This is a genomic window from Cupriavidus sp. (genome assembly GCF_057315035.1).
This window is the reverse complement of record NZ_DBHKYV010000034.1, coordinates 8,390-32,632: the sequence shown is the minus strand read 5'-3', so window position 1 is coordinate 32,632 and position 24,243 is coordinate 8,390. Positions and strand designations below refer to the sequence as shown.

The 24,243-nt window shown below is 62.6% G+C and carries 24 protein-coding genes and 2 tRNA genes (1 of these 26 running past the window's edge); 24 read left to right on the top strand and 2 right to left on the bottom strand.

Annotation, left to right across the window (positions count from 1 at the left end; translation table 11 throughout):
• Positions 1–108 precede the first annotated feature (108 nt).
• The 20 genes from rpmF (at position 109) to nagZ (ending at position 18,966) form a co-directional block, all read left to right on the top strand.
• Positions 109–288: a 50S ribosomal protein L32 gene (rpmF, locus tag ACO550_RS29645; RefSeq protein WP_008644820.1), complete on the top strand. Its 180-nt coding sequence runs from the start codon at positions 109–111 to the stop codon at positions 286–288.
• 192 nt (positions 289–480) lie between these two features.
• Positions 481–1,551 carry a phosphate acyltransferase PlsX gene (gene plsX, locus ACO550_RS29640; protein ID WP_315598059.1) on the top strand — a complete coding sequence of 357 codons (1,071 nt, stop codon included), beginning with the start codon at positions 481–483 and terminating at the stop codon, positions 1,549–1,551.
• A gap of 91 nt (positions 1,552–1,642) precedes the next feature.
• Entirely contained in the window at positions 1,643–2,623 is a 981-nt protein-coding gene (locus ACO550_RS29635) for a beta-ketoacyl-ACP synthase 3 (protein ID WP_315598058.1), read from the top strand.
• A gap of 83 nt (positions 2,624–2,706) precedes the next feature.
• The gene (gene fabD, locus ACO550_RS29630; RefSeq protein WP_315598057.1) at positions 2,707–3,642 is read left to right on the top strand and encodes an ACP S-malonyltransferase; all 936 of its coding nucleotides are present in this window, start codon (positions 2,707–2,709) and stop codon (positions 3,640–3,642) included.
• A gap of 20 nt (positions 3,643–3,662) precedes the next feature.
• Positions 3,663–4,412, top strand: a complete 750-nt coding sequence (fabG, locus tag ACO550_RS29625) for a 3-oxoacyl-ACP reductase FabG (protein ID WP_315598056.1) — start codon at positions 3,663–3,665, stop codon at positions 4,410–4,412.
• A 169-nt stretch (positions 4,413–4,581) separates the two neighbouring features.
• On the top strand, positions 4,582–4,821 hold the full coding sequence (gene acpP, locus ACO550_RS29620; RefSeq protein ID WP_008644813.1) for an acyl carrier protein: 240 nt from the start codon (positions 4,582–4,584) through the stop codon (positions 4,819–4,821).
• Between the two features lie 207 nt (positions 4,822–5,028).
• Complete coding sequence (fabF, locus tag ACO550_RS29615; RefSeq protein WP_315598055.1) at positions 5,029–6,261, top strand: beta-ketoacyl-ACP synthase II; 1,233 nt, start codon at positions 5,029–5,031, stop codon at positions 6,259–6,261.
• 262 nt (positions 6,262–6,523) lie between these two features.
• The gene (gene rpoE / locus ACO550_RS29610; RefSeq protein WP_315598054.1) at positions 6,524–7,123 is read left to right on the top strand and encodes an RNA polymerase sigma factor RpoE; all 600 of its coding nucleotides are present in this window, start codon (positions 6,524–6,526) and stop codon (positions 7,121–7,123) included.
• Positions 7,124–7,248: 125 nt separating this feature from the next.
• Positions 7,249–7,905 (top strand): sigma-E factor negative regulatory protein, encoded by a 657-nt coding sequence (locus ACO550_RS29605; RefSeq protein WP_315598053.1) that lies wholly within the window; start codon positions 7,249–7,251, stop codon positions 7,903–7,905.
• A gap of 8 nt (positions 7,906–7,913) precedes the next feature.
• Positions 7,914–8,993 carry a MucB/RseB C-terminal domain-containing protein gene (locus ACO550_RS29600; protein ID WP_315598052.1) on the top strand — a complete coding sequence of 360 codons (1,080 nt, stop codon included), beginning with the start codon at positions 7,914–7,916 and terminating at the stop codon, positions 8,991–8,993.
• Positions 8,994–9,125: 132 nt separating this feature from the next.
• The gene (locus ACO550_RS29595) at positions 9,126–10,625 is read left to right on the top strand and encodes a Do family serine endopeptidase (protein WP_315598051.1); all 1,500 of its coding nucleotides are present in this window, start codon (positions 9,126–9,128) and stop codon (positions 10,623–10,625) included.
• A 253-nt stretch (positions 10,626–10,878) separates the two neighbouring features.
• Positions 10,879–12,672, top strand: a complete 1,794-nt coding sequence (gene lepA / locus ACO550_RS29590) for a translation elongation factor 4 (RefSeq protein WP_315598050.1) — start codon at positions 10,879–10,881, stop codon at positions 12,670–12,672.
• A gap of 49 nt (positions 12,673–12,721) precedes the next feature.
• Complete coding sequence (gene lepB, locus ACO550_RS29585; protein WP_315598049.1) at positions 12,722–13,621, top strand: signal peptidase I; 900 nt, start codon at positions 12,722–12,724, stop codon at positions 13,619–13,621.
• Between the two features lie 148 nt (positions 13,622–13,769).
• Entirely contained in the window at positions 13,770–14,075 is a 306-nt protein-coding gene (locus ACO550_RS29580; protein ID WP_315598048.1) for a DUF4845 domain-containing protein, read from the top strand.
• Between the two features lie 4 nt (positions 14,076–14,079).
• Positions 14,080–14,850, top strand: coding sequence for a ribonuclease III (gene rnc / locus ACO550_RS29575; RefSeq protein WP_092594258.1), 771 nt, complete (start codon positions 14,080–14,082; stop codon positions 14,848–14,850).
• Positions 14,847–15,785 carry a GTPase Era gene (era, locus tag ACO550_RS29570; protein ID WP_315598047.1) on the top strand — a complete coding sequence of 313 codons (939 nt, stop codon included), beginning with the start codon at positions 14,847–14,849 and terminating at the stop codon, positions 15,783–15,785. Before rnc ends, era begins: the two co-directional genes overlap by 4 nt.
• Before the next feature lie 5 nt (positions 15,786–15,790).
• Positions 15,791–16,675, top strand: coding sequence for a DNA repair protein RecO (recO, locus tag ACO550_RS29565; RefSeq protein WP_315598046.1), 885 nt, complete (start codon positions 15,791–15,793; stop codon positions 16,673–16,675).
• Positions 16,676–16,702: 27 nt separating this feature from the next.
• On the top strand, positions 16,703–17,485 hold the full coding sequence (pdxJ, locus tag ACO550_RS29560; protein ID WP_315598045.1) for a pyridoxine 5'-phosphate synthase: 783 nt from the start codon (positions 16,703–16,705) through the stop codon (positions 17,483–17,485).
• The gene (gene acpS / locus ACO550_RS29555; protein ID WP_315598044.1) at positions 17,482–17,910 is read left to right on the top strand and encodes a holo-ACP synthase; all 429 of its coding nucleotides are present in this window, start codon (positions 17,482–17,484) and stop codon (positions 17,908–17,910) included. The genes pdxJ and acpS overlap by 4 nt, the downstream gene beginning before the upstream one ends.
• Before the next feature lie 6 nt (positions 17,911–17,916).
• Positions 17,917–18,966, top strand: coding sequence for a beta-N-acetylhexosaminidase (gene nagZ, locus ACO550_RS29550; RefSeq protein ID WP_315598043.1), 1,050 nt, complete (start codon positions 17,917–17,919; stop codon positions 18,964–18,966).
• A gap of 69 nt (positions 18,967–19,035) precedes the next feature.
• Here the strand turns inward: nagZ and efp are convergent, their stop codons facing one another.
• Both efp and earP read right to left on the bottom strand, forming a co-directional pair.
• Positions 19,036–19,596, bottom strand: a complete 561-nt coding sequence (gene efp / locus ACO550_RS29545) for an elongation factor P (protein ID WP_315598042.1) — start codon at positions 19,594–19,596, stop codon at positions 19,036–19,038.
• Between the two features lie 126 nt (positions 19,597–19,722).
• Positions 19,723–20,874 carry an elongation factor P maturation arginine rhamnosyltransferase EarP gene (gene earP / locus ACO550_RS29540; protein ID WP_315598041.1) on the bottom strand — a complete coding sequence of 384 codons (1,152 nt, stop codon included), beginning with the start codon at positions 20,872–20,874 and terminating at the stop codon, positions 19,723–19,725.
• 110 nt (positions 20,875–20,984) lie between these two features.
• Between earP and uvrC the strand changes: the two genes are divergently transcribed.
• The 4 genes from uvrC to ACO550_RS29520 all read left to right on the top strand — a co-directional run.
• Positions 20,985–23,033 carry an excinuclease ABC subunit UvrC gene (uvrC, locus tag ACO550_RS29535; RefSeq protein WP_315598040.1) on the top strand — a complete coding sequence of 683 codons (2,049 nt, stop codon included), beginning with the start codon at positions 20,985–20,987 and terminating at the stop codon, positions 23,031–23,033.
• A 201-nt stretch (positions 23,034–23,234) separates the two neighbouring features.
• Positions 23,235–23,834 (top strand): CDP-diacylglycerol--glycerol-3-phosphate 3-phosphatidyltransferase, encoded by a 600-nt coding sequence (gene pgsA, locus ACO550_RS29530; RefSeq protein ID WP_315598039.1) that lies wholly within the window; start codon positions 23,235–23,237, stop codon positions 23,832–23,834.
• Positions 23,835–24,013: 179 nt separating this feature from the next.
• A tRNA-Gly gene (locus tag ACO550_RS29525) sits at positions 24,014–24,089 on the top strand.
• Positions 24,090–24,189: 100 nt separating this feature from the next.
• Positions 24,190–24,243 (top strand) — tRNA-Gly (locus ACO550_RS29520); it runs 122 nt beyond the window's last position.

Below are 24,243 nucleotides of genomic sequence, written 5' to 3'. Positions count from 1 at the left end.
TGGCGTCAGGCATCTCTTCACGGTAGAGGTCAAGCACCCGGCCGGGCCCCGGCTACGCCTTGTGCAGGGTGCGTGTGTTAATATCGCGAAATTCTCGAAGGAGTCATCATGGCTGTTCAACAGAACAAGAAGTCGCCGTCCAAGCGCGGCATGCATCGTTCGCACGACCATCTGTCGGTCGCGCCCCTGGCTGTCGAGCCGACCACCGGCGAAACCCACCTGCGCCACCACGTGAGCCCGAACGGCTACTATCGTGGTCGCAAGGTCATCAAGACCAAGAACGACTGACCAGGTCGTCTGGCGTGACCCTGTGTCTCGCTCGCGCACGTTGTCAGGTGTAGAGCAGGAAAGCGGCAAGCTCGTTGCCGCTTTTTTGTTGGGCGCTCGGCGCCCGCACCACAGCGTATCCGCGCGTCCGGCTGGTTGCGTCCCCGTGAACCGATGCGGCGGGTGCCGGCGCGCTTTCCGTATCAGGAAATAATGACGATCAAGCTCGCTATCGACTGCATGGGCGGCGATCACGGAGTTTCCGTGACCGTGCCGGCGGCGATCAGTTTTCTTTCCCGTCACGACGACGCCGAGATGATCCTGGTCGGCTTGCCCGACGCCATCCACGCGCAGCTCAAGAAGCTGCATGCATCGGATCATCCGCGCGTAAGTGTCGTGGCTGCGACCGAGGTCATCACCATGGATGACCCGGTGGAAGTGGCACTGCGCAAGAAGAAGGATTCCTCGATGCGCGTGGCTGTCACGCAAGTCAAGGAAGGCAAGGCCGGCGCGTGTATTTCCGCCGGCAATACCGGGGCACTGATGGCCGTGTCGCGCTACGTGCTCAAGACGCTCGAAGGCATCGAGCGCCCGGCCATTGCCACGACCATTCCCAATGAGCAGGGCTGGGGCACCACGGTGCTGGATCTCGGCGCCAATGCCGACTGCGAACCGGAGCACCTGCTGCAGTTCGCGCGCATGGCGGAGGCCATGGTTGCCGTGGTGGATCACAAGGATCACCCCACGGTTGGCCTGCTCAATATCGGCGAGGAAGTGATCAAGGGCAACGAGGTGGTCAAGGCCGCCGGCGAACTGTTGCGCGCTTCCGAGCTCAACTTCTACGGCAATGTGGAAGGCAACGACATCTTCAAGGGCACTACCGACATCGTCGTCTGCGACGGTTTTGTCGGCAATGTGGCGCTCAAGAGTACCGAAGGCCTGGCCAAGATGATTGGCAGCATGATCAAGGAAGAATTCACGCGCTCGTGGTTCACCAAGCTGCTGGCTGCCGTGGCCATGCCGGTACTTTCGCGCCTGGCCCGCCGGCTCGATCCTGCCCGCTATAACGGTGCATCATTGCTGGGTTTGCGCGGGCTCGTGATCAAGAGTCACGGTTCCGCCGATGCCCATTCTTTTGAGTGGGCGATAAAACGCGGGTATGATGCCGCCAGAAATGGCGTTATCGAGCGCATTGCCAAGGCCTTTGCCAACAAGTCCGGAGCGCCACCAGATGGCCCGGAGGCAGGCGCACCGGACCCACATTCCGATACCCGTGCCGCCTGAGTTTGCTTCTGCGCCACTGGGCCGGCGGCGAACGGTTCGCCCGAGGCCAGGGCCAGGGGCGGTCCGGTAAGCACCACGATCCGACACTTTCATGACCAAGTACGCAAAAATCATCGGTACGGGGAGCTATCTGCCCCCGCGGCGCGTCACGAATCACGACCTGGCCGTGCAGCTTGCCGAAAAAGGCATCGAGACCAGCGACGAGTGGATCGTCTCGCGTAGCGGCATCTCGGCGCGCCATTGGGCCGAAGCCGATGTCACGTCGAGTGATCTGGCCGTCAAGGCGGCCGAGCAGGCGATCGAGGCGGCCGGCATCGATCGCCAGGACATCGACCTGATCATCGTCGCCACCTCCACTCCCGACTATGTGTTCCCGAGCACTGCCTGCATCGTGCAGCAGAAGCTTGGCATCACCAACCAGTGCGCGGCGTTCGACCTGCAGGCCGTGTGCTCGGGCTTTGTCTATGCGATGTCCACCGCGGACAAGTTCATCCGCAGCGGTTCGCACAAGAACGTGCTGGTGATCGGTACCGAGGTGTTCTCGCGCATCCTGGATTTCAACGACCGCACCACGTGCGTGCTGTTTGGCGACGGCGCTGGTGCCGTGGTGCTGAGCGCTTCGGACGAGCCGGGCATCCTGTCTTCCGCCATGCACTCGGATGGCAGTCACGTGGGTATCCTCTGCGTGCCGGGCAATGTGTCGGGTGGCGCGATCACGGGCAATGCGTTCCTGCATATGGATGGCCAGGCGGTGTTCAAGCTGGCCGTGACCGTGCTCGACAAGGTGGCGCGCGAAGCGATCGCCGCTGCCGAGATGCAGGCCGACGAGATCGACTGGCTGATTCCGCACCAGGCCAATATCCGCATCATGCAGGGCACGGCCAAGAAGCTTGGCTTGCCGGGCGAGCGCATGGTGGCCACGGTGCACGAGCACGGCAATACCTCGGCTGCCTCGATTCCGCTGGCACTCGATGTGGCCGTGCGTGATGGCCGCATCAAGCCGGGCCAGACCGTGTTGATGGAAGGCGTCGGCGGTGGCTTTACCTGGGGCGCGGTGCTGTTGCGCATGTAATATGCGGCCGGTGCGATGTTGCAGGTTGTTCCAGCCGGGCAGCGCACCGTTCGAAAAGATGAATACCTAGGATTGGATTTCCGATGAAATTCGCATTCGTTTTCCCCGGACAGGGTTCGCAGTCGGTCGGCATGCTCAACGCATTCGCCGACAACGCGGTGGTGCGCGCCACGGTCGAGGAAGCCTCGACGGCGCTGGGCCAGGATATCGGCAAGCTGATTGCCGAAGGTCCCGCGGAAGAACTGAACCTGACCACCAATACGCAACCGGTCATGCTGACCGCGGCGGTTGCCGTGTACCGTGCCTGGCTCGATGCCGGCGGTCCGGCTCCGGCCCTGGTGGCCGGCCACAGCCTCGGCGAATACTCGGCACTGGTGGCGGCTGGCGTCATCCCGTTTGCTCAGGCCGTGCCGCTCGTGCGTTTCCGCGCGCAGGCGATGCAGGAAGCCGTGCCGGTGGGCGAGGGCGGCATGGCAGCCATTCTCGGCCTGTCCGATGACGACGTACGCGCGGCCTGCGCGGAAGCCGCGGCGGCCGGTGCCGGCGTGGTGGAAGCCGTGAATTTCAATGCCCCGTCGCAAGTCGTGATCGCCGGGCACAAGGGTGCCGTGGAAAAGGCCTGCGAAATTGCCAAGGGCAAGGGCGCCAAGCGCGCGCTGCCGCTGCCGGTGTCCGCGCCATTCCACTCCTCGCTGCTCAAGCCCGCCTCGGACCGTCTGCGCGAGCGCATGGCTGACCTGGCGTTCTCGGCGCCTGCCATCCCGCTCGTCAACAACGTTGACGTGGCCATCGTCAGCGATCCCGCGCAAATCAAGGATGCGCTGGTTCGCCAGGCAGCCGCGCCGGTACGCTGGGTCGAGTGCGTGCAGAAGTTTGCCGCCGAAGGTGTGACTCACGTGATCGAATGCGGCCCGGGCAAGGTACTGGCCGGCATGACCAAGCGCATCGACGGCAACCTCGTCGGTGGTGCAATCTTTGATCCGGCGTCGCTGCAGGAAACGCTGGCGCTGCTGAAATAAGAACAAGGAACGAACGCAACATGAGCAAGACTCTGGAAAATCAGGTCGCGCTGGTGACCGGTGCGTCGCGTGGCATCGGCCGCGCCATCGCACTGGGTCTGGCGCGTCAGGGTGCCACGGTGATCGGTACGGCCACGAGCGAATCGGGTGCCGCGAGCATCAGCGAATACCTGTCGGCAGAAGGCCTCAAGGGCAACGGCGTGGTGCTGAATGTGAACGACGCCGCGCGTTGCGATGCCGTGATCGACGAGATCGTGAAGACCCACGGCGGTCTGGCGGTGCTGGTCAACAATGCCGGCATTACGCAGGACCAACTGGCCATGCGCATGAAGGACGACGACTGGAGCGCGGTCATCGACACCAACCTGACGGCGGTGTTCCGTCTGGCGCGTGCCGTGCTTCGTCCGATGATGAAGGCCCGCGGTGGCCGCATCATCAATATCACGTCGGTGGTCGGTTCCACGGGCAATCCGGGTCAGATGAACTACGCGGCGGCCAAGGCCGGCGTGGAAGGCATGACGCGCGCCCTGGCAGCCGAGATCGGCAGCCGCAACGTGACCGTGAACTGCGTGGCGCCGGGCTTTATCGATACCGACATGACCAAGGTCCTGTCGGAAGAGCAGCATACGGCGCTGAAGGCCCGGATTCCGCTGGGCCGTCTTGGCCAGCCGGAAGACATCGCCAACGCGGTGGCTTTCCTTGCCGGTCCGCAGGCCGCTTACATCACGGGCACTACGCTGCACGTGAACGGCGGCATGTATATGAACTAACAGCTTGATTCGGTTTCGGTTTCGAGGGAGAAGCCGTACGAAGCCGGGTAAAGCTGCTGTTTTTGAAACCAATCGGGCGCGATTCTTGCAAAGCTTGGCAGGCGGATTTTTTGTGGTCCAAACCTGCTAAAATGCGCCCACTTTTTGTCGAACTTCCCTGGAGGGTTACATGGACAATATCGAACAACGCGTCAAGAAAATCGTGGCTGAACAGCTTGGCGTGGCCGAGGCAGATATCAAGAACGAATCGTCGTTCGTGAACGATCTCGGTGCGGACTCGCTGGACACGGTTGAACTCGTGATGGCGTTGGAAGATGAATTCGGCATGGAAATTCCGGATGAGGAAGCCGAAAAGATCACGACCGTGCAGCAAGCTATCGACTACGCTACCGCGCACGTCAAGGCTTAAGCCGTCGTCATCTGTTCCGAGCCACAGAAGGCGCATGGGCGGGGCCGTCACGGTCCTGTCATGCCGTTTTCTGTGGCTTTCGTCTGTTCGACGAAGCAGAATCGGAATGATCTCAAGCAGCGCGAGGCCCATGGCAATGCCTGCCGGCCGCGCGCGGCGAGATCCGAATCAATCCAATTCCGCTTCACGTACTCGTAGGAAAACATAGTGAGCCGTCGTCGCGTCGTCGTCACTGGGCTTGGCCTTGTGTCTCCTGTCGGAAACACTGTTGCCGAAGGCTGGGCCAACCTGGTTGCCGGCAAGTCCGGCATCGCCACCGTTACCAAATTCGATCACTCCGCCCTGTCGGTGCATTTCGCGGGCGAAGTGAAGGGCTTTAATGCCGAGGAATACATCCCGGCCAAGGAAGCCCGCAATATGGATACCTTTATCCATTTCGGCATTGCCGCGGGTTCCCAGGCGCTGAAGGATAGCGGTATCGAGATTACCGAGGCCAACGCCGAGCGCGTCGGCGTGCTGGTGGGCTCGGGCATCGGCGGGTTGCCGATGATCGAAGACACGCAGATGACGCTGGCCACCCGTGGCCCGCGCCGGATTTCGCCGTTCTTCGTGCCTGGTTCGATCATCAACATGATCGCCGGCCACCTGTCGATCATCCACGGCCTGAAGGGCCCGAATCTCGCGGCCGTCACGGCCTGCACGACCGGCCTGCACAGCATCGGCCTGGCCGCCCGCCTGATCCAGGCCGGCGATGCCGACGCCATGCTGGCGGGTGGTGCCGAATCGACGGTGTCGCCGCTCGGGATTGGCGGCTTTGCCGCGGCCCGCGCGCTGTCGACGCGCAACGAAGATCCGGCCACGGCCTCGCGCCCTTGGGACAAGGATCGCGATGGCTTCGTGCTGGGCGAAGGTGCCGGCGTGATGATGCTGGAAGAGTACGAGTCGGCCAAGGCACGCGGCGCGCGTATCTACGCCGAACTGGTGGGCTTCGGCATGAGCGGTGATGCATTCCACATGACCGCGCCGAACACCGACGGTCCGCGCCGCTGCATGGTTGCCGCGATCAAGGACGCCGGCATCAACCCGGACGAGGTTAGCTACCTCAACGCGCACGGCACCTCGACGCCGCTGGGCGACAAGAACGAAACCGATGCCATCAAGCTGGCGTTCGGCGATCACGCCTACAAGATGGTGGTCAATTCGACGAAGTCGATGACCGGCCACTTGCTGGGCGGCGCCGGTGGGCTCGAGTCGGTCTTCACGGTGCTGGCGATCCATAACCAGGTATCGCCTCCGACCATCAACATCTTCAACCAGGACCCCGAGTGCGACCTGGACTACGCCGCCAACACGGCGCGCGAAATGAAGATCGATGTTGCCGTGAAGAACAACTTCGGTTTTGGCGGCACCAACGGCACGCTTGTGTTCCGCCGTATCTGATCCCGCGCAAGCGGTCTCGCATGCCGGTGAGGTGCTCGCCAGGAGCGCTTCGCCGGTATCGCGCGAGTCCCCAACCATCGCCGCCCTTGACTGATCCGGGTTGCACGCCGGTGCAACCGGTATGCCGGCGATGGAACCAAATTGCGTAGCCTTGGTCACAGAATGCGCTTTGCGATACCCGAAGGCGCCTCGATCGTAGGTAAAATACAACGCTTGTCTTGTCGACGAAACCAAGAGATACACTGCAGCAGGTGAACCATTCGTGAGCGAACGCGAAGCCGATCAGCTTCTAGTTGAACGCGTCCAGCAGGGCGACAAACGGGCCTTTGAATTGCTGGTGGCCAAATACCACCGCAAGATCATCCGCCTGATCTCGCGCCTTGTCCGTGACCCCGCCGAAGTGGAGGATGTGGCGCAGGATGCCTTTATCAAGGCATACCGTGCCTTGCCCCAGTTCCGGGGGGAATCCGCCTTCTACACGTGGCTATACCGCATCGCCGTCAACACCGCCAAGAACTACCTGGCCACCCAGGGACGCCGCCCGGAAGCGTTAAGTGATATCGATGCCGAAGAGGCTGAAACTTTTGCGGACGGTGAGCAACTAAGGGATATCAATACGCCGGAGTCCATGCTCCACACGCGACAGGTAGCCGATACGGTGAACCGTGCGATGGAGGCATTGCCGGAAGAATTACGCACCGCCATCACGCTGCGCGAGATTGAAGGCCTCAGCTATGAGGAAATCGCGGAGGCGATGGCTTGCCCGATCGGCACGGTGCGCTCCCGGATCTTCCGGGCGCGTGAAGCGATTGCCGAGAAATTGCGGCCCTTGCTGGGAACGGCAGAGGGCAAGCGGTGGTAGGTAGTAGTAAGCGATGGTAGTAAGAATGTCGTGCAGCCAGCGTTGCAGCCTATTCCTGCATCGATAAACGACAAGCGGTAGTGACGGGATTTATCGGTGTTCAATGGAATTTCTTGGGGTTGGAAATGGGTCAGGCTCATAAGCAGTCGGTTCATGTAATGGAAGCAGCGGAGCAGATCTCCATCCTGATGGACGGGGAACTGGCAGCGAACGAAGTCGACGCGGCACTCGGCCTCGCCAAGGGCGAGCACGGGATGGCCGACTGGTCGATGTATCAACTGATTGGCGACACGCTGCGTTCGGAAGAACTGACGCACGCGGGTTCGACCGACGAATTTCTCTCCCGATTCTCAGCGCGACTCGAAGCCGAGCCCCATGTGCTCGTGCCGGCGGTGGCCGCGGCAGGCCGTCATCGCCTGCTCGTGCGTCCGTCCTGGGTACGCCGCGTGGTACCCGGTACCGCGATTGCCGCAGCCGTGGCGGCGGTCAGCTGGGTGGTGGTGCCGCAGATGCGCGGCCCGGCCGATGCCGGTGCACCGGACGCCATCGTGGCGCGGGTCGACCAGCAACCTGGCGCCGCGATGAAGGCAGGCGCTCCGGTGGCGCCGGCCGCAGGCGCGATCGTCACCGTCTCGGCGGACAGCGCCCAGATGATTCGCGATCCGCGTCTCGATGAATACCTGCGTGCGCATCGCACGTCGGTCGCAACCGATGCCTTCGTGCCGACCATGCGCACGGTGGCCAACGGTGCCAATTTCTCCCAGGACAATTCGCAGGAATAATGCCGGACATGCAGAAAGGACGGTCGCCCGCCAACGTAGCGGGCGTTCACGGAAAGAAGGGCCTGCGCAGGTCCTTTTTTCTGGCCTTGTGTCTGACCGCTGCCGCCGCCACTGCGCAGCCGTCTGACAGCACGCTGAACCGACGCGACGCCACCGCGTGGCTCAACAAGATCCACCGTGCGGCGCAGCGCGAGAATTATGTCGGCACGCTGATCTACCAGCGCGGCAGCGTCATGCATGCCTCGCGTATCCAGCATTACAGCGACCTCGTCAACAACGAGTACGAACGCCTGGAAACGCTCGATGGCAAGCCGCGCGAAGTGCTGCGTCAGAATGACGTCGTGCACAGCCTGATTCCCGAAGCCAAGCTCGTCGTGGTTGAAAAGCAGGAAGCAAAGGACCGCTTCCCCGCGCTGCTGGCCACGAACAAGAGCGATGTGCTTGATCTCTACGACATGCGCAAGCTGCCGGCGGAGCGCGTGGCCGGGGTCGAGTGCGAAGTCTTTGCGCTGGAGCCGCACGACAATGCGCGCTACGCGGTGCGGCTATGGGCGGACCGGAACTCCGGCCTGCTGATGCGTGCGCAGACGATCGGCGAAGGCAGCAAGGTGCTCGAACAGGTGGCCTTCTCGCAGGTCGATATCGGTGTGCCGTCCGACAAGCAGCGTATCCTGGCGGCGATCAAGGGCGCCAACTCGTGGAACCATTACGAGGTCACCTATCAGCCGGCCAATATTGCCGACGAAGGGTGGTCGATCAATACGCCGCTCAAGGGGTTCCAGAAGATTCGCGAAGTGCGTCGGCCGCTCGGCGAGCTGCGCGCGCCCGCCCAGGGCAGCAAGGCCCCCGGGGTCTTCGAGGTGCTGCAGGTGGTCTATAGCGACGGCCTGACCGGATTGTCGGTGTTTATCGAACCTGTTTCCGAGCAGCGCGCGCGCCGCGAGGGCGTAGCGTCGCTTGGCGCCACCCAGGTGGTGGTGCGGCGCGTGGCCGATTACTGGATCACCGTGGTGGGCGAGGTGCCTGCCGCAACGGTGAAGCAGTTTGCGTCCGGCGTGGAGTACCACCCACCCAAGGCGGTACACTGAGCAGATCTTGGCGTGGCGGCGACGGGGCAGCGAATCCCTCGCCGGACCACCAGGCAGTACGCTTCGCAGGCGTCCCCGGCCTCGCCTGCCGCGAAGCATCCGTTTCTCGCTGATTCTCCCGGGAGTTCGTCGATGATTTCCAGATCCCCGGCCATGGCGCGCGCCATGGTCATGGTTGCCATGCTTGTGCTTGGCCCGGCTGTTTCCGAACTGGGCCACGCCCAGGCGGCGGCCTCGAACTACAACCTGCCTGATTTCACGGACCTCGTCGAAAAGGCCAGCCCGGCCGTGGTCAATATCCGGACCACCGAACGGGTGCGGGCGCGCGGCAATACGCCCGACGACGATGAGATGGCCGAATTCTTCCGCCGCTTCTTTGGTGTGCCGATGCCTGGCACGCCCACGCCACCGCGGCGTGGGCAGCCCCAGACGCCGCCTCAGGGCGAGGAGCAAAGCCGCGGTGTGGGTTCGGGCTTCATCATCAGCCAGGATGGCTATGTCATGACGAACGCCCATGTGGTGGCCGATGCCGAAACGATCTACGTCACGTTGCCGGACAAGCGCGAGTTCAAGGCCAAGCTGATTGGTTCCGACAAGCGTACCGATGTGGCGTTGATCAAGATCGATGCCACCGGGCTGCCCCGCCTGACCCTGGGCGACTCCGACAAGATTCGCCCCGGTGAGTGGGTGCTCGCAATCGGATCGCCGTTCGGGCTCGATAACAGCGTGACCGCGGGCATTGTGTCGGCCAAGGGGCGCGACACCGGTGACTACCTGCCGTTCATCCAGACCGATGTGGCTGTGAACCCCGGTAATTCGGGTGGACCGCTGATCAATCTGCGCGGTGAAGTCATCGGCATCAACTCGCAGATCTACAGCCGCAGCGGCGGCTATATGGGCATTTCGTTTGCGATTCCGATCGACGAGGCCATGCGCGTGACCGAGCAGCTCAAGGTCAGCGGCAAGGTAACGCGCGGCCGCATTGCGGTGGCCATTGGCGATGTGACCAAGGAAGTGGCCGATTCGCTGGGCCTGGGCCGTGCACGTGGTGCGCTGGTCGGCAGCGTCGAGCCGGGCGGCCCGGCCGAGAAGGCGGGGATCGAAGCGGGCGACATCATCCTGAAGTTCAACGGCCGCGATATCGAAAAGGCATCGGACCTGCCGCGCATGGTGGGCGATACCAAGCCGGGTACGCGCGCGCCATTGCAGGTGTGGCGTAAGGGCCAGACGCGCGAGGTGCAGATCACGGTGGCGGAGCTGGAGCCAGACAACGCCAAGGCCGTGGCACGCAAGGGCGACCGTCGAGGCAATGGCAGTGGTAGTGGCGAAGAGCCGCAGCAGGCACCCAAGCCCAATGCACTGGGGCTGATCGTCAACGATCTGCCGGAGGCCCGCTTGCGCGAGCTCAAGGTCAAGTCGGGAGTCGAGGTCGATACCGCCGATGGCCCGGCCGCCCGTGCCGGTATCCGTCCGGGCGACATCATCCTGCGCCTGGGCGATACCGACGTGACCGGTGCCCGCCAGTTCAATGACATGGTCAAGGGACTGGACAAGAACAAGATGGCGGCAGTCTTTGTGCGCCGCGGGGATGCCACGCAGGTATTGACGCTGCGCCCTAGCCAGACGCGCTGACCATCTGGCCAGCGCCTCCGAAGGCATGTGAAAAGCGCCGGACAAACGTCCGGCGCTATCGTTTTCCGGGGCGGGTGCGGCAGGCGCCATCCGCCAGAGGCGCCATGCCTGCTCCGCAGGATCATTTCGCGCGACGGAAGTCCTTGAAAATCCGGTAAAATCGCGGATTGGCGCAAACCATGCGTCCCACCTTCTTGCCGCTCCCGCGCCATCCTGACGCGCCGGGCAGCGCTGGCGTTTCCCAGATCACCAGATGGACCACATTCGTAATTTCTCGATCATTGCCCACATCGACCACGGCAAATCCACGCTGGCCGACCGGATCATTCAGCGCTGCGGCGGGCTGTCCGATCGGGAAATGGAAGCGCAGGTGCTCGACTCGATGGATATCGAGAAGGAGCGCGGCATTACCATCAAGGCCCAGACCGCCGCGCTGAGCTACAAGGCGCGTGACGGCCAGGTCTACAACCTGAACCTGATCGACACCCCCGGACACGTTGACTTCAGCTACGAAGTCAGCCGCTCGCTGTCGGCATGCGAGGGTGCGCTGCTGGTCGTGGACGCGTCGCAGGGCGTGGAAGCCCAGACCGTGGCCAATTGCTACACCGCGATCGAGCTGGGCGTGGAAGTGGTGCCGGTGCTCAATAAGATCGACCTGCCCCAGGCCGACCCGGATAACGCCAAGCAGGAAATCGAAGACGTCATCGGCATCGATGCCAGTGACGCAACGCCATGCTCGGCCAAGACCGGCCTGGGCGTGGAGGACGTGATCGAGGCGCTGATCGCCAAGGTGCCGCCGCCCAAGGGCGATCCCGATGCGCCGCTGCAGGCGCTGATCATCGACTCGTGGTTCGACAACTACGTTGGCGTGGTGATGCTGGTGCGCGTGGTCAATGGCACGATGCGCCCCAAGGACAAGGCCCTGCTGATGGCCACCGGTGCGCAGCATCTGGTCGAGCAGGTCGGTGTGTTCTCGCCGAAGTCGGTCCAGCGCGACGCGCTGAGGGCCGGCGAGGTCGGTTTCGTGATCGCCGGTATCAAGGAACTCAAGGCCGCCAAGGTTGGCGATACGATCACCACCACCACGCGCCGCGCCGAAGCGCCGCTGCCAGGGTTCAAGGAAGTCAAGCCGCAGGTGTTCGCCGGCCTGTATCCGGTGGAGTCGAACCAGTACGAGGCGCTGCGCGAATCGCTCGAGAAACTGCGCCTGAACGACGCGGCGCTGCAGTTCGAGCCCGAAGTGTCGCAGGCACTGGGCTTCGGCTTCCGCTGCGGCTTCCTGGGCCTGCTGCACATGGAAATCGTGCAGGAACGCCTGGAGCGCGAGTTCGACATGGACCTGATCACGACCGCGCCGACCGTGGTCTATCAGGTGGAGCTGCGTGACGGTTCGATGGTCACCGTCGAGAACCCGGCCAAGATGCCCGATCCGGGCAGGATCGAGGCGATCCTGGAGCCGATCGTCACGGTGAACCTGTACATGCCGCAGGACTATGTGGGCTCGGTGATCACGCTGTGCACGCAGAAGCGTGGCTCGCAGATCAACATGAGCTATCACGGCAAGCAGGTGCAGCTCACGTACGAGATCCCGATGGCGGAAATCGTGATGGACTTCTTCGATCGCCTGAAGTCGGTATCGCGTGGCTATGCGTCGATGGACTACGAGTTCAAGGAATACCGTCCGTCGGATGTGGTCAAGGTGGACATCCTGATCAATAGCGACAAGGTCGATGCACTGTCCGTGATCGTGCACCGTTCGAACTCGCAATATCGTGGGCGCGAGGTTGCGGCCAAGATGCGTGAAATCATCCCGCGCCAGATGTATGACGTGGCCATCCAGGCGGCCATCGGCGCGAACATCATTGCGCGCGAAAACGTCAAGGCACTGCGCAAGAACGTGCTGGCCAAGTGCTACGGCGGCGATATCTCGCGTAAGAAGAAGCTGCTTGAAAAGCAGAAGGCCGGCAAGAAGCGCATGAAGCAGGTCGGTACCGTGGAGATTCCCCAGGAAGCCTTCCTGGCGATTCTGCAGGTGGATGACAAATAAGCGCGCGGTAACCGGCGATACCAACAAATCGACATCACTTTAAGCCGTCATGAATTTTGCACTGATCCTTTTTGTGCTGGTGGTCATTACGGGCATTGCCTGGGTCGCGGACAAGCTTGTGTTCGAACGGCAACGCCGTAGCGTTGCCCAGTTGGCGCTCGCGGAGTTCGATGCGCAGCGCCAGCATCTGGCGACTGTCCAGGGCGGCGCCGATCTGGACCGTTCGCGTGCACAACTGGCCGAGGAAAAGCTGCGCCAGCCGTGGTGGCTGGAATATTCGGCGAGCTTCTTCCCCGTGATACTTGCGGTGTTCGTGCTGCGCTCGTTCGTGGTGGAGCCGTTCAAGATTCCTTCGGGATCGATGATCCCGACGCTGCTGATCGGCGACTTCATCCTGGTGAACAAGTACGACTACGGCATCCGCCTGCCGGTGGTGAACAAGAAGATCATCAGTGTTGGCGAGCCGCAACGCGGCGACGTGATGGTGTTCCGTTACCCGAAGGACGAATCGCTCGACTACATCAAGCGGGTGATCGGCGTGCCGGGCGACGTGGTGCGCTATGAAAACAAGAAGCTGACCATCAACGGCAAGCCGGCCGAATACGACCAGTTGCCCGACTACCTCGACGAAGAACGCCTCGCGTACTCGAAACACTTTACCGAGAAGCTGCCGGGCGGGCCGGAACATGGCATCCTGAACGACGCGGACCGGCCGGCTTTCGTGGCCGGGGCCGATCCCGATTTTCCGTTCCGCGAGAACTGCACTTACAATCAGCAGGGGCTGACGTGTAAAGTGCCTGAAGGTCACTATTTCGTCATGGGGGATAACCGTGACAACAGCCTCGATTCACGCTATTGGGGTTTCGTGCCGGACAAGAACATTGTCGGCAGGGCATTCCTGATCTGGATGAATCTGGGCAATTTCGGGCGCGTGGGATCGTTCAAATAACGTCTGGCAATCACCACGCGGCGCAAAACACTCAATAAAAGAGGGCAGCGCAATGGGTCAAGAGTTTGGGAAAAGCAGGGGGAAAATCCGTCTTGATGTGATCAATAGATCGCGTGGATCACGAGGATTTTCATTAGGGTCGTTGCTGGTGGTCGTCATTATCGTGGCGGCCGTGGCGTTGCCGGCGCTGAAGTCGTTGCCAAGCGTGATGGAGTATTTCTCGGTCAAGCGGGCGGTGAACTATGCCCGGGACAGTTCCGCCAACCGCAAGGAACTTGCCGCCAATTTCGACAAGCAGGCCCTGATCGACAACATTCATTCGCTCAAGGGCGAGGACCTCGATGTGTTCGAGGACGAGGGCGGGCGGGTTCGCTCGGTTGCCTTCGAGTACCGGACCGAAGTCCAGATCTACGGTCCGTTGAGTTTTTTGATTACCTATACGGGAACGCAGTAACGACATGACCCTCGATGCCTTGCAGCAACGTCTCGGCTACCGATTCAGCAAGCCCGAATTGCTGCAGCAGGCGCTCACGCATCGCAGTCATAGCGCGCAGCACAACGAACGGCTTGAATTCCTTGGCGATTCGGTGCTGAACTGCGCGGTTGCCGACATGCTCTACGGCATGTTTGGCAAGCTGGACGAAGGCGACTTGTCCCGCGTGCGCGCCAACCTGGTCAAGCAGCAGGCGCTGTACGAGATTGCGCAGATGCTGCAGCTTTCCGACGCCTTGCGACTTGGCGAGGGCGAACTGAAGAGCGGCGGCTTCCGCCGTCCGTCGATTCTTGCCGATGCGCTCGAGGCAATCGTCGGCGCAGTGTTCCTCGACAGCGGATTCGACGCCGCGCGCGCGTTGATCCGCAAGCTGTATATCCCGATCCTGGAGCAGGTGGATCCGCGTACGCTGGGCAAGGATGCCAAGACGCTGCTTCAGGAGTACCTGCAGGGCCACAAGATTGCCCTGCCGCAGTACAACGTAATTGCCACCCACGGCGCGGCGCACAGCCAGCAATTTGAAGTCGAGTGCATCGTGCCTAAACTGGAAGTACGCGTGTTTGGCACCGGCGCGTCGCGGCGCGCTGCCGAACAGGCAGCCGCCAAGCTTGCGCTGGACGAGGTCCAGAAGCTCGTGCCTCAACTGCTCAAGCGCAGCCGCGCCGAACGCACTGGCAAGACGCGCAAGCAGCCGGTGCCGCCGGATCCCCAGTTGTCTCTCAGGTTGAAGGAATGACCGAATCTCTCCCTCCGCAGCAGGACGCGGCGGAACCGTCCGGAGCCCCGGCTTTCCGCTGCGGCACCGTGGCCATCGTTGGCCGTCCCAATGTTGGCAAGTCCACGCTGATGAATGCGCTGGTCGGCCAGAAGATCAGCATCACGTCGCGCAAGGCACAGACCACGCGTCACCGTATCGTCGGTATCCAGACCACGGACGATACGCAGTTCGTGTTCGCCGACACGCCGGGTTTCCAGACGCGCCATGCCAGTGCGCTGAACCGTTCGCTGAACCGTGCGGTGACGTCCACGCTGTCGTCGGTGGATGTGGTGCTGTACGTTGTCGAAGCCGGCTATTTTGGTGCCGACGACGAGAAGGTGCTGGCGCTGCTGCCGAAGAACGTGCCGGTGCTGCTGGTGTGCAACAAGCTCGATCGTATCGGCGAAGGCCGTGCTGAAGTGATGATGCCGTTCCTGGAGCAGATGGGGCAGCGCTTTCCGTTCACGGAAGTGGTGCCGATGTCCGCCAAGACGCGCGATCACATCGCGCGCCTGCTGGCCATTGTCCGCCCGTATCTGCCCGAAGGCGAACCGATGTACGACGTCGATGCGATGACCGATCGCAGCGAACGCTTCCTGGCGTCGGAAATCATTCGCGAGAAGGTGTTCCGCTGGACTGGCGACGAACTGCCCTATACCAGCACCGTGATCATCGACAAGTTCGAGACCGAAGGACGCCTGCGCCGGGTCTTTGCCACCATCCTCGTCGAGCGCGATGCGCACAAGGCGATGATCATTGGCAACAAGGGCGCCAGGCTCAAGCAGATCTCGACCGACGCGCGCCTCGACATGGAGAAGCTGTTCGACGGCAAGGTCTACCTGGAAATGTGGATCAAGGTCAAGAGCGGCTGGGCCGACAACGAAGCCGGATTGCGTGCCTACGGCTACGAGTGAGCAAGATGCCTGACGTGCGCCGCGCTGCCGCGCCGCGTGCGCGCAGCGCCGATCCGGTTGCCGAGGAAGCGGCGGAGGTACTGGGGGCGGGCGTGGTTGCCACGCTGAGTCCGGCAGTGGCCGCCGGCCGCGAAATGATGGACCGCGCGATGCGTATCGTGCCGGCGCGGTCTGAACTACGCGTGAGCAATGAGGCGGGCTTTGTCCTGCACGCCTATCCGTACCGCGAAACCAGCCTGATCCTCGACGTCTTCACGCGTGACCACGGCCGTATGGCGATGGTGGCCAAGGGCGCCAAGCGTCCTCATTCGGCATTGCGTGCGGTGTTGCAGCATTTTCATCCGGTCTCGCTGTCGTGGACCGGCCGTGGCGAGGTCAAGACACTGACCAAGGCCGAGTACGTGGGCGGCATGCTGCCGCTGGCCGGCGATGGGCTGTTGTCGGGCTTCTACCTGAACGAGCTGCTGCTGCGTTTCTGCCCGCGCGAGGATGCCCATCCCGCGCTGTTCAAGCACTACATGATCACGCTGACGCGGCTGGCGCATGGCGAAGCGGCCAGCCTGGTGCTGCGCAGTTTCGAGCGTGTGCTGTTGCAGGAGACCGGCTTTGCCGTGGCGTTCGACCAGTGCATCAAGACCGGCGAACGCGTGCAAGCGGGCCTCGATTACGTCTATCAGCCGGAGCGTGGCGTACGCCGCGCCCATGCGAGCGATCCGTCGAGTTGGCCCGTGGTGTCGGGGCAGACGCTGCTCGACATGGCGCAGGACGACTATGCGCGCGCGCAGACTGTTTCGCAAAGCCGCGCGCTGATGCGGTTCCTGCTGCATTATTATCTGCAGGGTGAGCCGCTGAAAACGCGCCAGATCCTGATCGATCTGCAGTACCTTTGATTCCCATCTTCTTCCGAGCAAGCCGGCATGATCTTCCACGCGAATCCCGGGGTCATCGACCTTGGTGTCAATATCGATCACGTTGCCACGCTGCGTAATGCGCGCGGCACGGTGTATCCCGATCCGGTCCAGGCCGCGCTGCAGGCTGAAGAAGCCGGCGCCGACGTGATCACGCTGCACCTGCGCGAGGACCGTCGCCATATCCGCGATGCCGATGTGCGCACGCTGCGGCCGCAACTGGCCACGCGCATGAACCTCGAATGCGCGATCACGCGGGAGATGCTCGACATCGCCTGCGAGATCAAGCCCCAGGATGTCTGCCTGGTGCCCGAGAAACGCGAGGAGGTCACTACCGAAGGCGGGCTCGACGTGGCTGGCCATTTCGAGCAGGTCAGTGCCGCGTGCCGCCAATTGGCCGATGCGGGCATTCGCGTATCGCTGTTCATTGATGCCGATCCGGACCAGATCGCGGCTGCCGCTGCGTGCAAGGCCCCGGTGATCGAAATTCATACGGGCCGCTACGCCGATGCCCACACGGCCGATGAACAGGCGGCCGAATTCCGGCGTGTGGCGGAAGCCGTCGACGCGGGCCAGAAGCATGGCCTGATCGTCAACGCCGGCCACGGCCTGCACTATACGAACGTGCAGCCGATTGCCGCGCTGCCGGGCATCAAGGAGCTGAACATCGGTCACGCCATCGTGGCGCATGCCGTGTTTGTCGGCTGGCAGAACGCGGTGCGCGAGATGAAGGCCATCATGGTGGCCGCGCGCCTGGGTAGTCGCTATCCGGTTCCCGGGCAGGCCGCGTGATCTACGGCGTCGGCACCGACATCATCCAGATCGATCGCGTGCAAGGCGTGATGGAACGCACGCGCGGCCGGTTTGCCGAAAAGGTGCTCGGGCCGCGCGAGCTGAAGGTCTATCACGCGCGCAAGGCGCGCTCCGAAAAGCGTGGCCTGGCCTTTCTGGCCACGCGGTTCGCCGCCAAGGAAGCGTTTTCGAAGGCCATCGGCCTGGGCATGCGCTGGCCCATGACGTGGCGGGCCATGGAGCTGTTGAACCTGCCCTCGGGCGAGCCGACGCCGCAATGCACGGGCGAACTGGCCGAATGGGTGCGGGAACGTGGCCTGACCATTCGGGTCAGTGTCAGTGACGAACATGACTATGCGGTCGCCTTCGCGATCGCGGAGCGGACTGGCCAGCCCGGTCCGCTGCCTGAACCAGCCTCCAACTAGATTGATATGAACAAGAAAGTCTCCGGCAAGCGTCCGGGCCCGGTGGTGCTCGATGTCGTGGGCAAGCAGCTCAACGAAGAAGACGAACGCCGCATCGCGCATCCGCTGACTGGCGGTGTGATCCTGTTCGCGCGCAACTTCGAATCGCGCGCGCAGTTGGTGGCGCTGACGCGTGCCATTCGCAATGTGCGTGACGACGTGCTGATCTGCATCGACCACGAAGGCGGTCGCGTGCAACGTGCCAAGACCGATGGCTTTACGCACCTGCCGGCCATGGCGAAGCTTGGCGAGTTGTGGGACCGCGATGTGCTGGTCGCCACCAAGGCTGCCATTGCCTGTGGCTACGTGCTGGCGGCGGAATTGCGTGCGTGCGATATCGATCTGAGCTTTACGCCGGTGCTCGACCTGGATTTTGGTCGCAGCGGTGTAATTGGCGATCGTGCCTTCCACGCCGATCCGCGCGTGGTCACGATGCTGGCCAATCATTTGACGCATGGCCTGCTGCTGGCCGGCATGGCCAACTGCGGCAAGCATTTTCCGGGTCATGGCTATGTCGAGGCTGATTCGCACGTGGCCGTGCCGGTCGACGAACGCACGCTCGACGAGATCCTCGCGCACGATGCGCGCCCGTACGACTGGATGGGGCAGGCGCTGGCGTCAGTGATGCCGGCCCATGTCATCTATCCGAAGGTGGATCCGAATCCGGCTGGTTTCTCGCGTTTCTGGCTGCAGGACGTGCTGCGCGCGCAATTCGGCTTCGAGGGCGTGATCTTCAGCGACGATCTCAGCATGGAGGGTGCCAGCGTGGCCGGCAGCGTCACGCAGGGTGCGCGTGCCGCACTGGACGCCGGTTGCGACATGGTCCTGATCTGCAATAACCCCGACCGGGCCGACCAGTTGCTGACCGAACTCGATGTGTCGACCAGCAAGGCATCGCAACGTCGTATCCGCAAGCTGTTCGGGCGCAGGAAGCCGCTGGACTGGAACAAGCTGGAGCAGGAAGCCGAGTATCGCGCCGCAATGCGTTTGCTGAAGGATCTGAAGCTGATCGCCTGATTTCGAACCAGGCACACAAAACAAAAAGGCAGCCGAGGCTGCCTTTTTTATCGCGTGTCGCCGTGAAACTTAGTTGGCGCGGCTGCGGTATTCGCCGGTACGCGTGTCGATTTCGATCTTGTCGCCGATATTGCAGAACAGCGGCACTTGCAGTTCGAAGCCGGTATTGATCTTGGCGCCCTTGAGCACCTTGCCCGACGACGTGTCGCCCTTGACGGCCGGTTCCGTGTAGATGATTTCACGAACCAGCGTGGTCGGCATGTCTACCGAGATGGCCTTCTCGTTGTAGAACACCACTTCCACGGCCATGCCGTCTTCGAGGTAGTTCAGCGCGTCACCCATGCTGTCCTTCTCGACTTCGAACTGGTTGTAGTCGGAGTCCATGAACACGTACATCGGGTCAGCGAAGTACGAGTACGTGCATTCGCGGCGCTCCAGCACCACCACTTCGAACTTGTCGTCAGCCTTGAAGACGGATTCGCCCGGGGCTTCCGTCAGCAGGTTCTTGTACTTCATCTTGACGACGGCGGCGTTGCGGCCCGACTTGTTGTACTCGGCCTTTTGAACCACCATCGGGTCGGAACCGATCATGAACACGTTGCCGACGCGGAGTTCCTGTGCGATTTTCATCTGAACTGTCTTCCTGAAAAAAATGGTCCGGGATCGATATATGCCCGGGAATAGGTATGGCGAAGGCGCGCAGCCGGCAGTTTGTTCTTGGGCCTTGAAACTTGGCTCGCCATCAAAATCAACCGGCTATTTTACCTGATTTTCGCTGAAGGCCACGAGATTCGCCGCGAGATCGCCCAAGTGCTGCAATTGCCGCTGCCAACGCTCCATGCCGGCGGTCAAGGCGGGCAATTGTGCGTGGAGGGCCGCCCAGTCCGGGCGGTTGCCATAGCCATTCCAAGCATGCGAAAAATCGGTCAGCGCCGCGGAGGCCTCCGGGGCCACTCCGGCGCGCGCAAAACGTTCGAGCCAGGCATCGAGCTTGATATGGTGTGCCTGGTCGTCTTGTGGGTAAATCTGCCAGATCATTGGCCGTGCGGCCCAATGGGCGCGCACGCAGGAATCCTCGCCGCGCACGAAGTTGATATCGCAGGCCCATAGCAATTCGTCATAGTGTTCCTGGCGGACAAACGGGATGCCGTGGACGATCAGGTTGCCGCGGCAGTGCGTGGTGCCAGGCGTAAGTGCGGCGCCCAGCCATTGTTCGATCTGCGTGGCCGCCAGGCCCTGTGGCACGAAGCATTCGATCGCGGTGGTACCGTCGCGCCATTGTTCGAGTAGTGGGGGTGTGGCGGCGTTGGCGTAGGCGAACAGGCTGACCTTGAGCGAATGCGCGGTGGGCTGTACGCCAAGCCGGTGCCACAGCGTGGCTTGCGCGGCGGGGCTGGCGCGGAGCGTGTCGCGCGACGCGCCAAGCATCGATTCGCGCAGCAGTCCGCCGGTGCCGCGTGCAAAGCCGGGGAAGAAGAAGTACTTGGTCAGTGGCAGCCGTGGGTGCGGCGATGCCATCGCGTGGTGTTCGCTCACCCATGGCTCGGCGCTCATGTATTCCAGATTGATCCAGACCGGCTTGCGCGCGGCAGCGGCCATCGCGGCCAGGAACGATTCGGGCAGGTGGCAGGCGAACGCCTCGATCACGACATCGTGGGGCGCTGGGGCTTCGAACGGTGCCGCCGGTGTCGGATCCCAGCGATGTACGTCGACGCCGGCCAGTCGCTGCTGGGTCAGGGTCGGGCTGATTTCAGGGGCCAGGCGCGCGAAGCTGTGCAGGTCGTCTACCCAGAGTCGCACCGTGTGACCATGCTCCTGCGCCAACTGGCGCGCCAGTCGCCAGCAGACGCCGATGTCTCCGAAATTGTCGATGACGGTGCAGAAGATGTCCCAGGAACGGATTGGCATGGCGCTGAAGGCGGTCCGCAAGAGAAAAGTCTCACAGACGAATTGCTCTAAACTTGCGATTCTAGGCGTGCCACGGGTCGGCGCGCCATCTTCGTCCAATCATCCCCCCGATGCCCGAGCAGGAACCTGTCCCTTCGCTTGATCCCGTGCCGCCTACGCCAGAGCTTGAGCCGGAGCCGCCCGACGTGCCAGGCTTCGATCCGCGTCCGATCCTGGCGCGCATGCCGGGGCTGCCGGGCGTCTATCGCTATATCGATGCCGATGGCAACGTGCTTTATGTGGGCAAGGCGCGCGACCTGAAAAAACGGGTGTCGAGCTATTTCAACAAGACGCAGTTGTCGCCGCGCATTGCGATGATGGTGGGCAAGATCGCGCGCATCGAGACCACGGTCGTGCGTACCGAGGCCGAGGCACTGCTGCTTGAGAACAATCTCATCAAGGCACTGGCGCCGCGTTACAACATCCTGTTTCGCGATGACAAGTCATATCCGTTCCTGAAGCTGACCGGGCACAAGTTTCCGCGCATGGCGTATTACCGTGGCGCCACCGATCGCAAGCACCAGTACTTCGGCCCGTTCCCAAGTGCCCATGCGGTGCGCGAAAGCATGCAGATCCTGCAGAAGGTGTTCCGGTTGCGCACCTGCGAGGACACGGTGTTCAACAATCGCACGCGTCCGTGCCTGTTGCACCAGATCCACCGCTGCACGGCGCCGTGCGTGAACGCGATCAGCGAGGAAGATTACGCGCGCGACGTGGGTAACGCGGCGCGCTTCCTGCAAGGGCGCGAGACCGAGGTGCTGGAGGGCCTGCAGGGCAAGATGGAAGCGCACGCACTGGAGCTGAAATTCGAGCAGGCTGCCGCGGTGCGCGACCAGATCGCTGCGCTGTCGACGGTGCTCAAGCGCCAGGCGGTGGAAGAGGTCGGGCAGGCGCGCGATATCGACATCCTGGCCGTCGCCGTGCAGGGCGGCCGCGCCTGCGTGAACCTGGCGATGGTGCGCGGCGGGCGGCATCTGGGCGACAAGGCTTATTTCCCCGCGCATGCCGACGAGGCGGCGATGATCGTCGAGGAAAGTGACGACGCGGGCGACGACGCGGGTGAGGGCGCCAGCGATGAGGTTATCGAAGCCTCGGTGGCCGCTGCCGGGCCGCTTTCGGTGGACCGCATTGCCGCCCGTGTGTTGTCGGCGTTCATGGTCCAGCATTACCTGGATCAGGCTGCGCCGCCGATCGTGGTGGTCAGCCATCTGCCTGCGGACAAGGCCGTGGTCGAGGCGTTGTCGATGCAGGCCGGCCGCAAGGTGGCGCTGGTGCGCCAGCCGCAAGGGCAGCGCAAGGTCTGGCTGGAAATGGCTACCCAGGGCGCTGGCCTGGCGCTCGCCCGCCGCCTGGCCGAGCAGGGCAGCCAGGAAGCGCGCACGCGTGCGCTGGCCGAGACCATCGGGCTCGACATGGAAGACCTGGCGATGTTGCGCATCGAATGCTTCGACATCAGCCATACGGCCGGCGAGGCCACCCAGGCCTCTTGCGTGGTGTTCCATCACCATGAGATGCAGAACGGGGAATACCGGCGCTTCAACATTACCGACATCACGCCCGGCGACGACTATGCCGCGATGCGCCAGGTGTTGACGCGCCGCTACCAGAAGCTGGTCGAGCAGATCCAGGAGGATGGCGGCGACCCGAATGATGCCGGAGCCGATGGCGTGCCGCGCATGCCGCGCGTGGTGTTGATCGACGGCGGCAAGGGGCAGGTCGAGGTGGCGCGTCAGGTATTCGAGGAACTTGGGCTCGATATCGGCCTGCTGGTCGGCGTGGCCAAGGGCGAAGGCCGCAAGGTGGGGCTTGAAACGCTGGTGTTTGCCGATGGCCGTCCGTCGCTGGAGCTGGGGCAGGGCAGTGCCGCGCTGATGCTGGTGGCGCAGATCCGCGACGAAGCGCACCGTTTTGCGATTACGGGCATGCGCGCCAAGCGGGCTCGTGCCCGGACCACGTCGCGGCTGGAGGAGATCGAAGGGGTCGGCGCGCGCCGCCGGCAAAAGCTGCTGACGCGCTTTGGCGGTTTGCGGGGCGTGATGGCGGCAAGCATCGACGAACTGGCCAGCGTCGAAGGTATCTCGCGCACGCTGGCCGAGGAGATCTACCGCCAGTTGCACTGACGCAGGCAGGGGTCGGGCTATTGGCGGTCGGCATGTATTGGGCGGTTTTCGGTTTGGAAGCTACGGATTCAGACCGAAATAGGCGACAATCGCGCCAGCCGACCTCGATTGCGCCCTCGAAGCAACCTCGAAGCAAATTTTAGGCGTCATCGAAGCGACATCGCAGACCAGCCTGATTCCTGGCCCACGAACGTACTGCCCATGCCACTGAACATACCCATCCTGCTGACCTGGCTTCGCGTGGCCATGATCCCGCTCGTCGTCGGGGTCTACTACCTGCCCGAGGCCTGGTTGCCGATGCATACCAAGAATGTGACGGCGGCATCGTTCTTCATCATCGCCGCTGTGACCGACTGGCTGGACGGTTTCCTGGCGCGACGCTGGAACCAGACGTCGGCGTTTGGTGCCTTTCTCGACCCGGTGGCAGACAAGCTGATGGTGACCGCGGCGCTGTTGTCGCTGCTGGCGCTGGGCCGGGTTGCAGACCTGATCGCGCTGGTGATCATTGGTCGCGAGATCACCATTTCGGCGCTGCGCGAGTGGATGGCGCAGATCGGCGCGTCGAAGAGCGTGGCGGTGAACTTCCTGGGCAAGCTCAAGACCACGGTGCAGATGATTGCGATCCCGCTGCTGCTGTTCAACGATTCGCTGTTCGGGTTCGATGCATCGGTGCTGGGTGGCTGGATGATCTATCTGGCGGCGGTGCTGACGCTGTGGTCGATGATCTATTACATGAAGCTCGCATGGCCACAGATCCGCGAGCGTAGCGAGGCGTTGAGCGGGGCGCGCGCACAAAAATGAAATTCATGAAAAAAGTTGTTGACGAGCCGGTTCTTCCTTTGCAATAATCTCGTTCTCGCTGCTGACGACACAAACGAAAGCAGCAAGATAAGCGGTACTTAGCGCGAATTGCCAGCATAAAGCTGCGTAGTTAAAAGAAGTTGCGCGATAGTCTGCTTTTCGGTAAGATGCAGGGCCCTGCGGGAGTAGCTCAGTTGGTAGAGCGCAACCTTGCCAAGGTTGAGGTCGCGAGTTCGAGACTCGTCTCCCGCTCCAGGTTAATGGCACCGGTGACATGATGGACGTTGCGTCAGTCGTCGGATTCGGCAGTCAGAGGTTCAGGCTGTCGTGGTAGTAAAAGTTGTATGAGTAGTATGCGGGAGTAGCTCAGTTGGTAGAGCGCAACCTTGCCAAGGTTGAGGTCGCGAGT

Bases quoted from the DNA above. Each gene is read 5' to 3' on its own strand.
- pgsA (WP_315598039.1), top strand. From the start codon at position 23,235: ATGCCACTGAACATACCCATCCTGCTGACCTGGCTTCGCGTGGCCATG.
- plsX (WP_315598059.1), top strand. From the start codon at position 481: ATGACGATCAAGCTCGCTATCGACTGCATGGGCGGCGATCACGGAGTT.
- ACO550_RS29595 (WP_315598051.1), top strand. From the start codon at position 9,126: ATGATTTCCAGATCCCCGGCCATGGCGCGCGCCATGGTCATGGTTGCC.
- nagZ (WP_315598043.1), top strand. From the start codon at position 17,917: ATGAACAAGAAAGTCTCCGGCAAGCGTCCGGGCCCGGTGGTGCTCGAT.
- earP (WP_315598041.1), bottom strand. From the start codon at position 20,874: ATGCCAATCCGTTCCTGGGACATCTTCTGCACCGTCATCGACAATTTC.
- ACO550_RS29600 (WP_315598052.1), top strand. From the start codon at position 7,914: ATGCAGAAAGGACGGTCGCCCGCCAACGTAGCGGGCGTTCACGGAAAG.
- ACO550_RS29635 (WP_315598058.1), top strand. From the start codon at position 1,643: ATGACCAAGTACGCAAAAATCATCGGTACGGGGAGCTATCTGCCCCCG.
- pdxJ (WP_315598045.1), top strand. From the start codon at position 16,703: ATGATCTTCCACGCGAATCCCGGGGTCATCGACCTTGGTGTCAATATC.
- fabG (WP_315598056.1), top strand. From the start codon at position 3,663: ATGAGCAAGACTCTGGAAAATCAGGTCGCGCTGGTGACCGGTGCGTCG.
- era (WP_315598047.1), top strand. From the start codon at position 14,847: ATGACCGAATCTCTCCCTCCGCAGCAGGACGCGGCGGAACCGTCCGGA.
- uvrC (WP_315598040.1), top strand. From the start codon at position 20,985: ATGCCCGAGCAGGAACCTGTCCCTTCGCTTGATCCCGTGCCGCCTACG.
- rnc (WP_092594258.1), top strand. From the start codon at position 14,080: ATGACCCTCGATGCCTTGCAGCAACGTCTCGGCTACCGATTCAGCAAG.
- acpP (WP_008644813.1), top strand. From the start codon at position 4,582: ATGGACAATATCGAACAACGCGTCAAGAAAATCGTGGCTGAACAGCTT.
- lepB (WP_315598049.1), top strand. From the start codon at position 12,722: ATGAATTTTGCACTGATCCTTTTTGTGCTGGTGGTCATTACGGGCATT.
- rpmF (WP_008644820.1), top strand. From the start codon at position 109: ATGGCTGTTCAACAGAACAAGAAGTCGCCGTCCAAGCGCGGCATGCAT.
- recO (WP_315598046.1), top strand. From the start codon at position 15,791: ATGCCTGACGTGCGCCGCGCTGCCGCGCCGCGTGCGCGCAGCGCCGAT.
- ACO550_RS29605 (WP_315598053.1), top strand. From the start codon at position 7,249: ATGGGTCAGGCTCATAAGCAGTCGGTTCATGTAATGGAAGCAGCGGAG.
- efp (WP_315598042.1), bottom strand. From the start codon at position 19,596: ATGAAAATCGCACAGGAACTCCGCGTCGGCAACGTGTTCATGATCGGT.
- fabD (WP_315598057.1), top strand. From the start codon at position 2,707: ATGAAATTCGCATTCGTTTTCCCCGGACAGGGTTCGCAGTCGGTCGGC.
- lepA (WP_315598050.1), top strand. From the start codon at position 10,879: ATGGACCACATTCGTAATTTCTCGATCATTGCCCACATCGACCACGGC.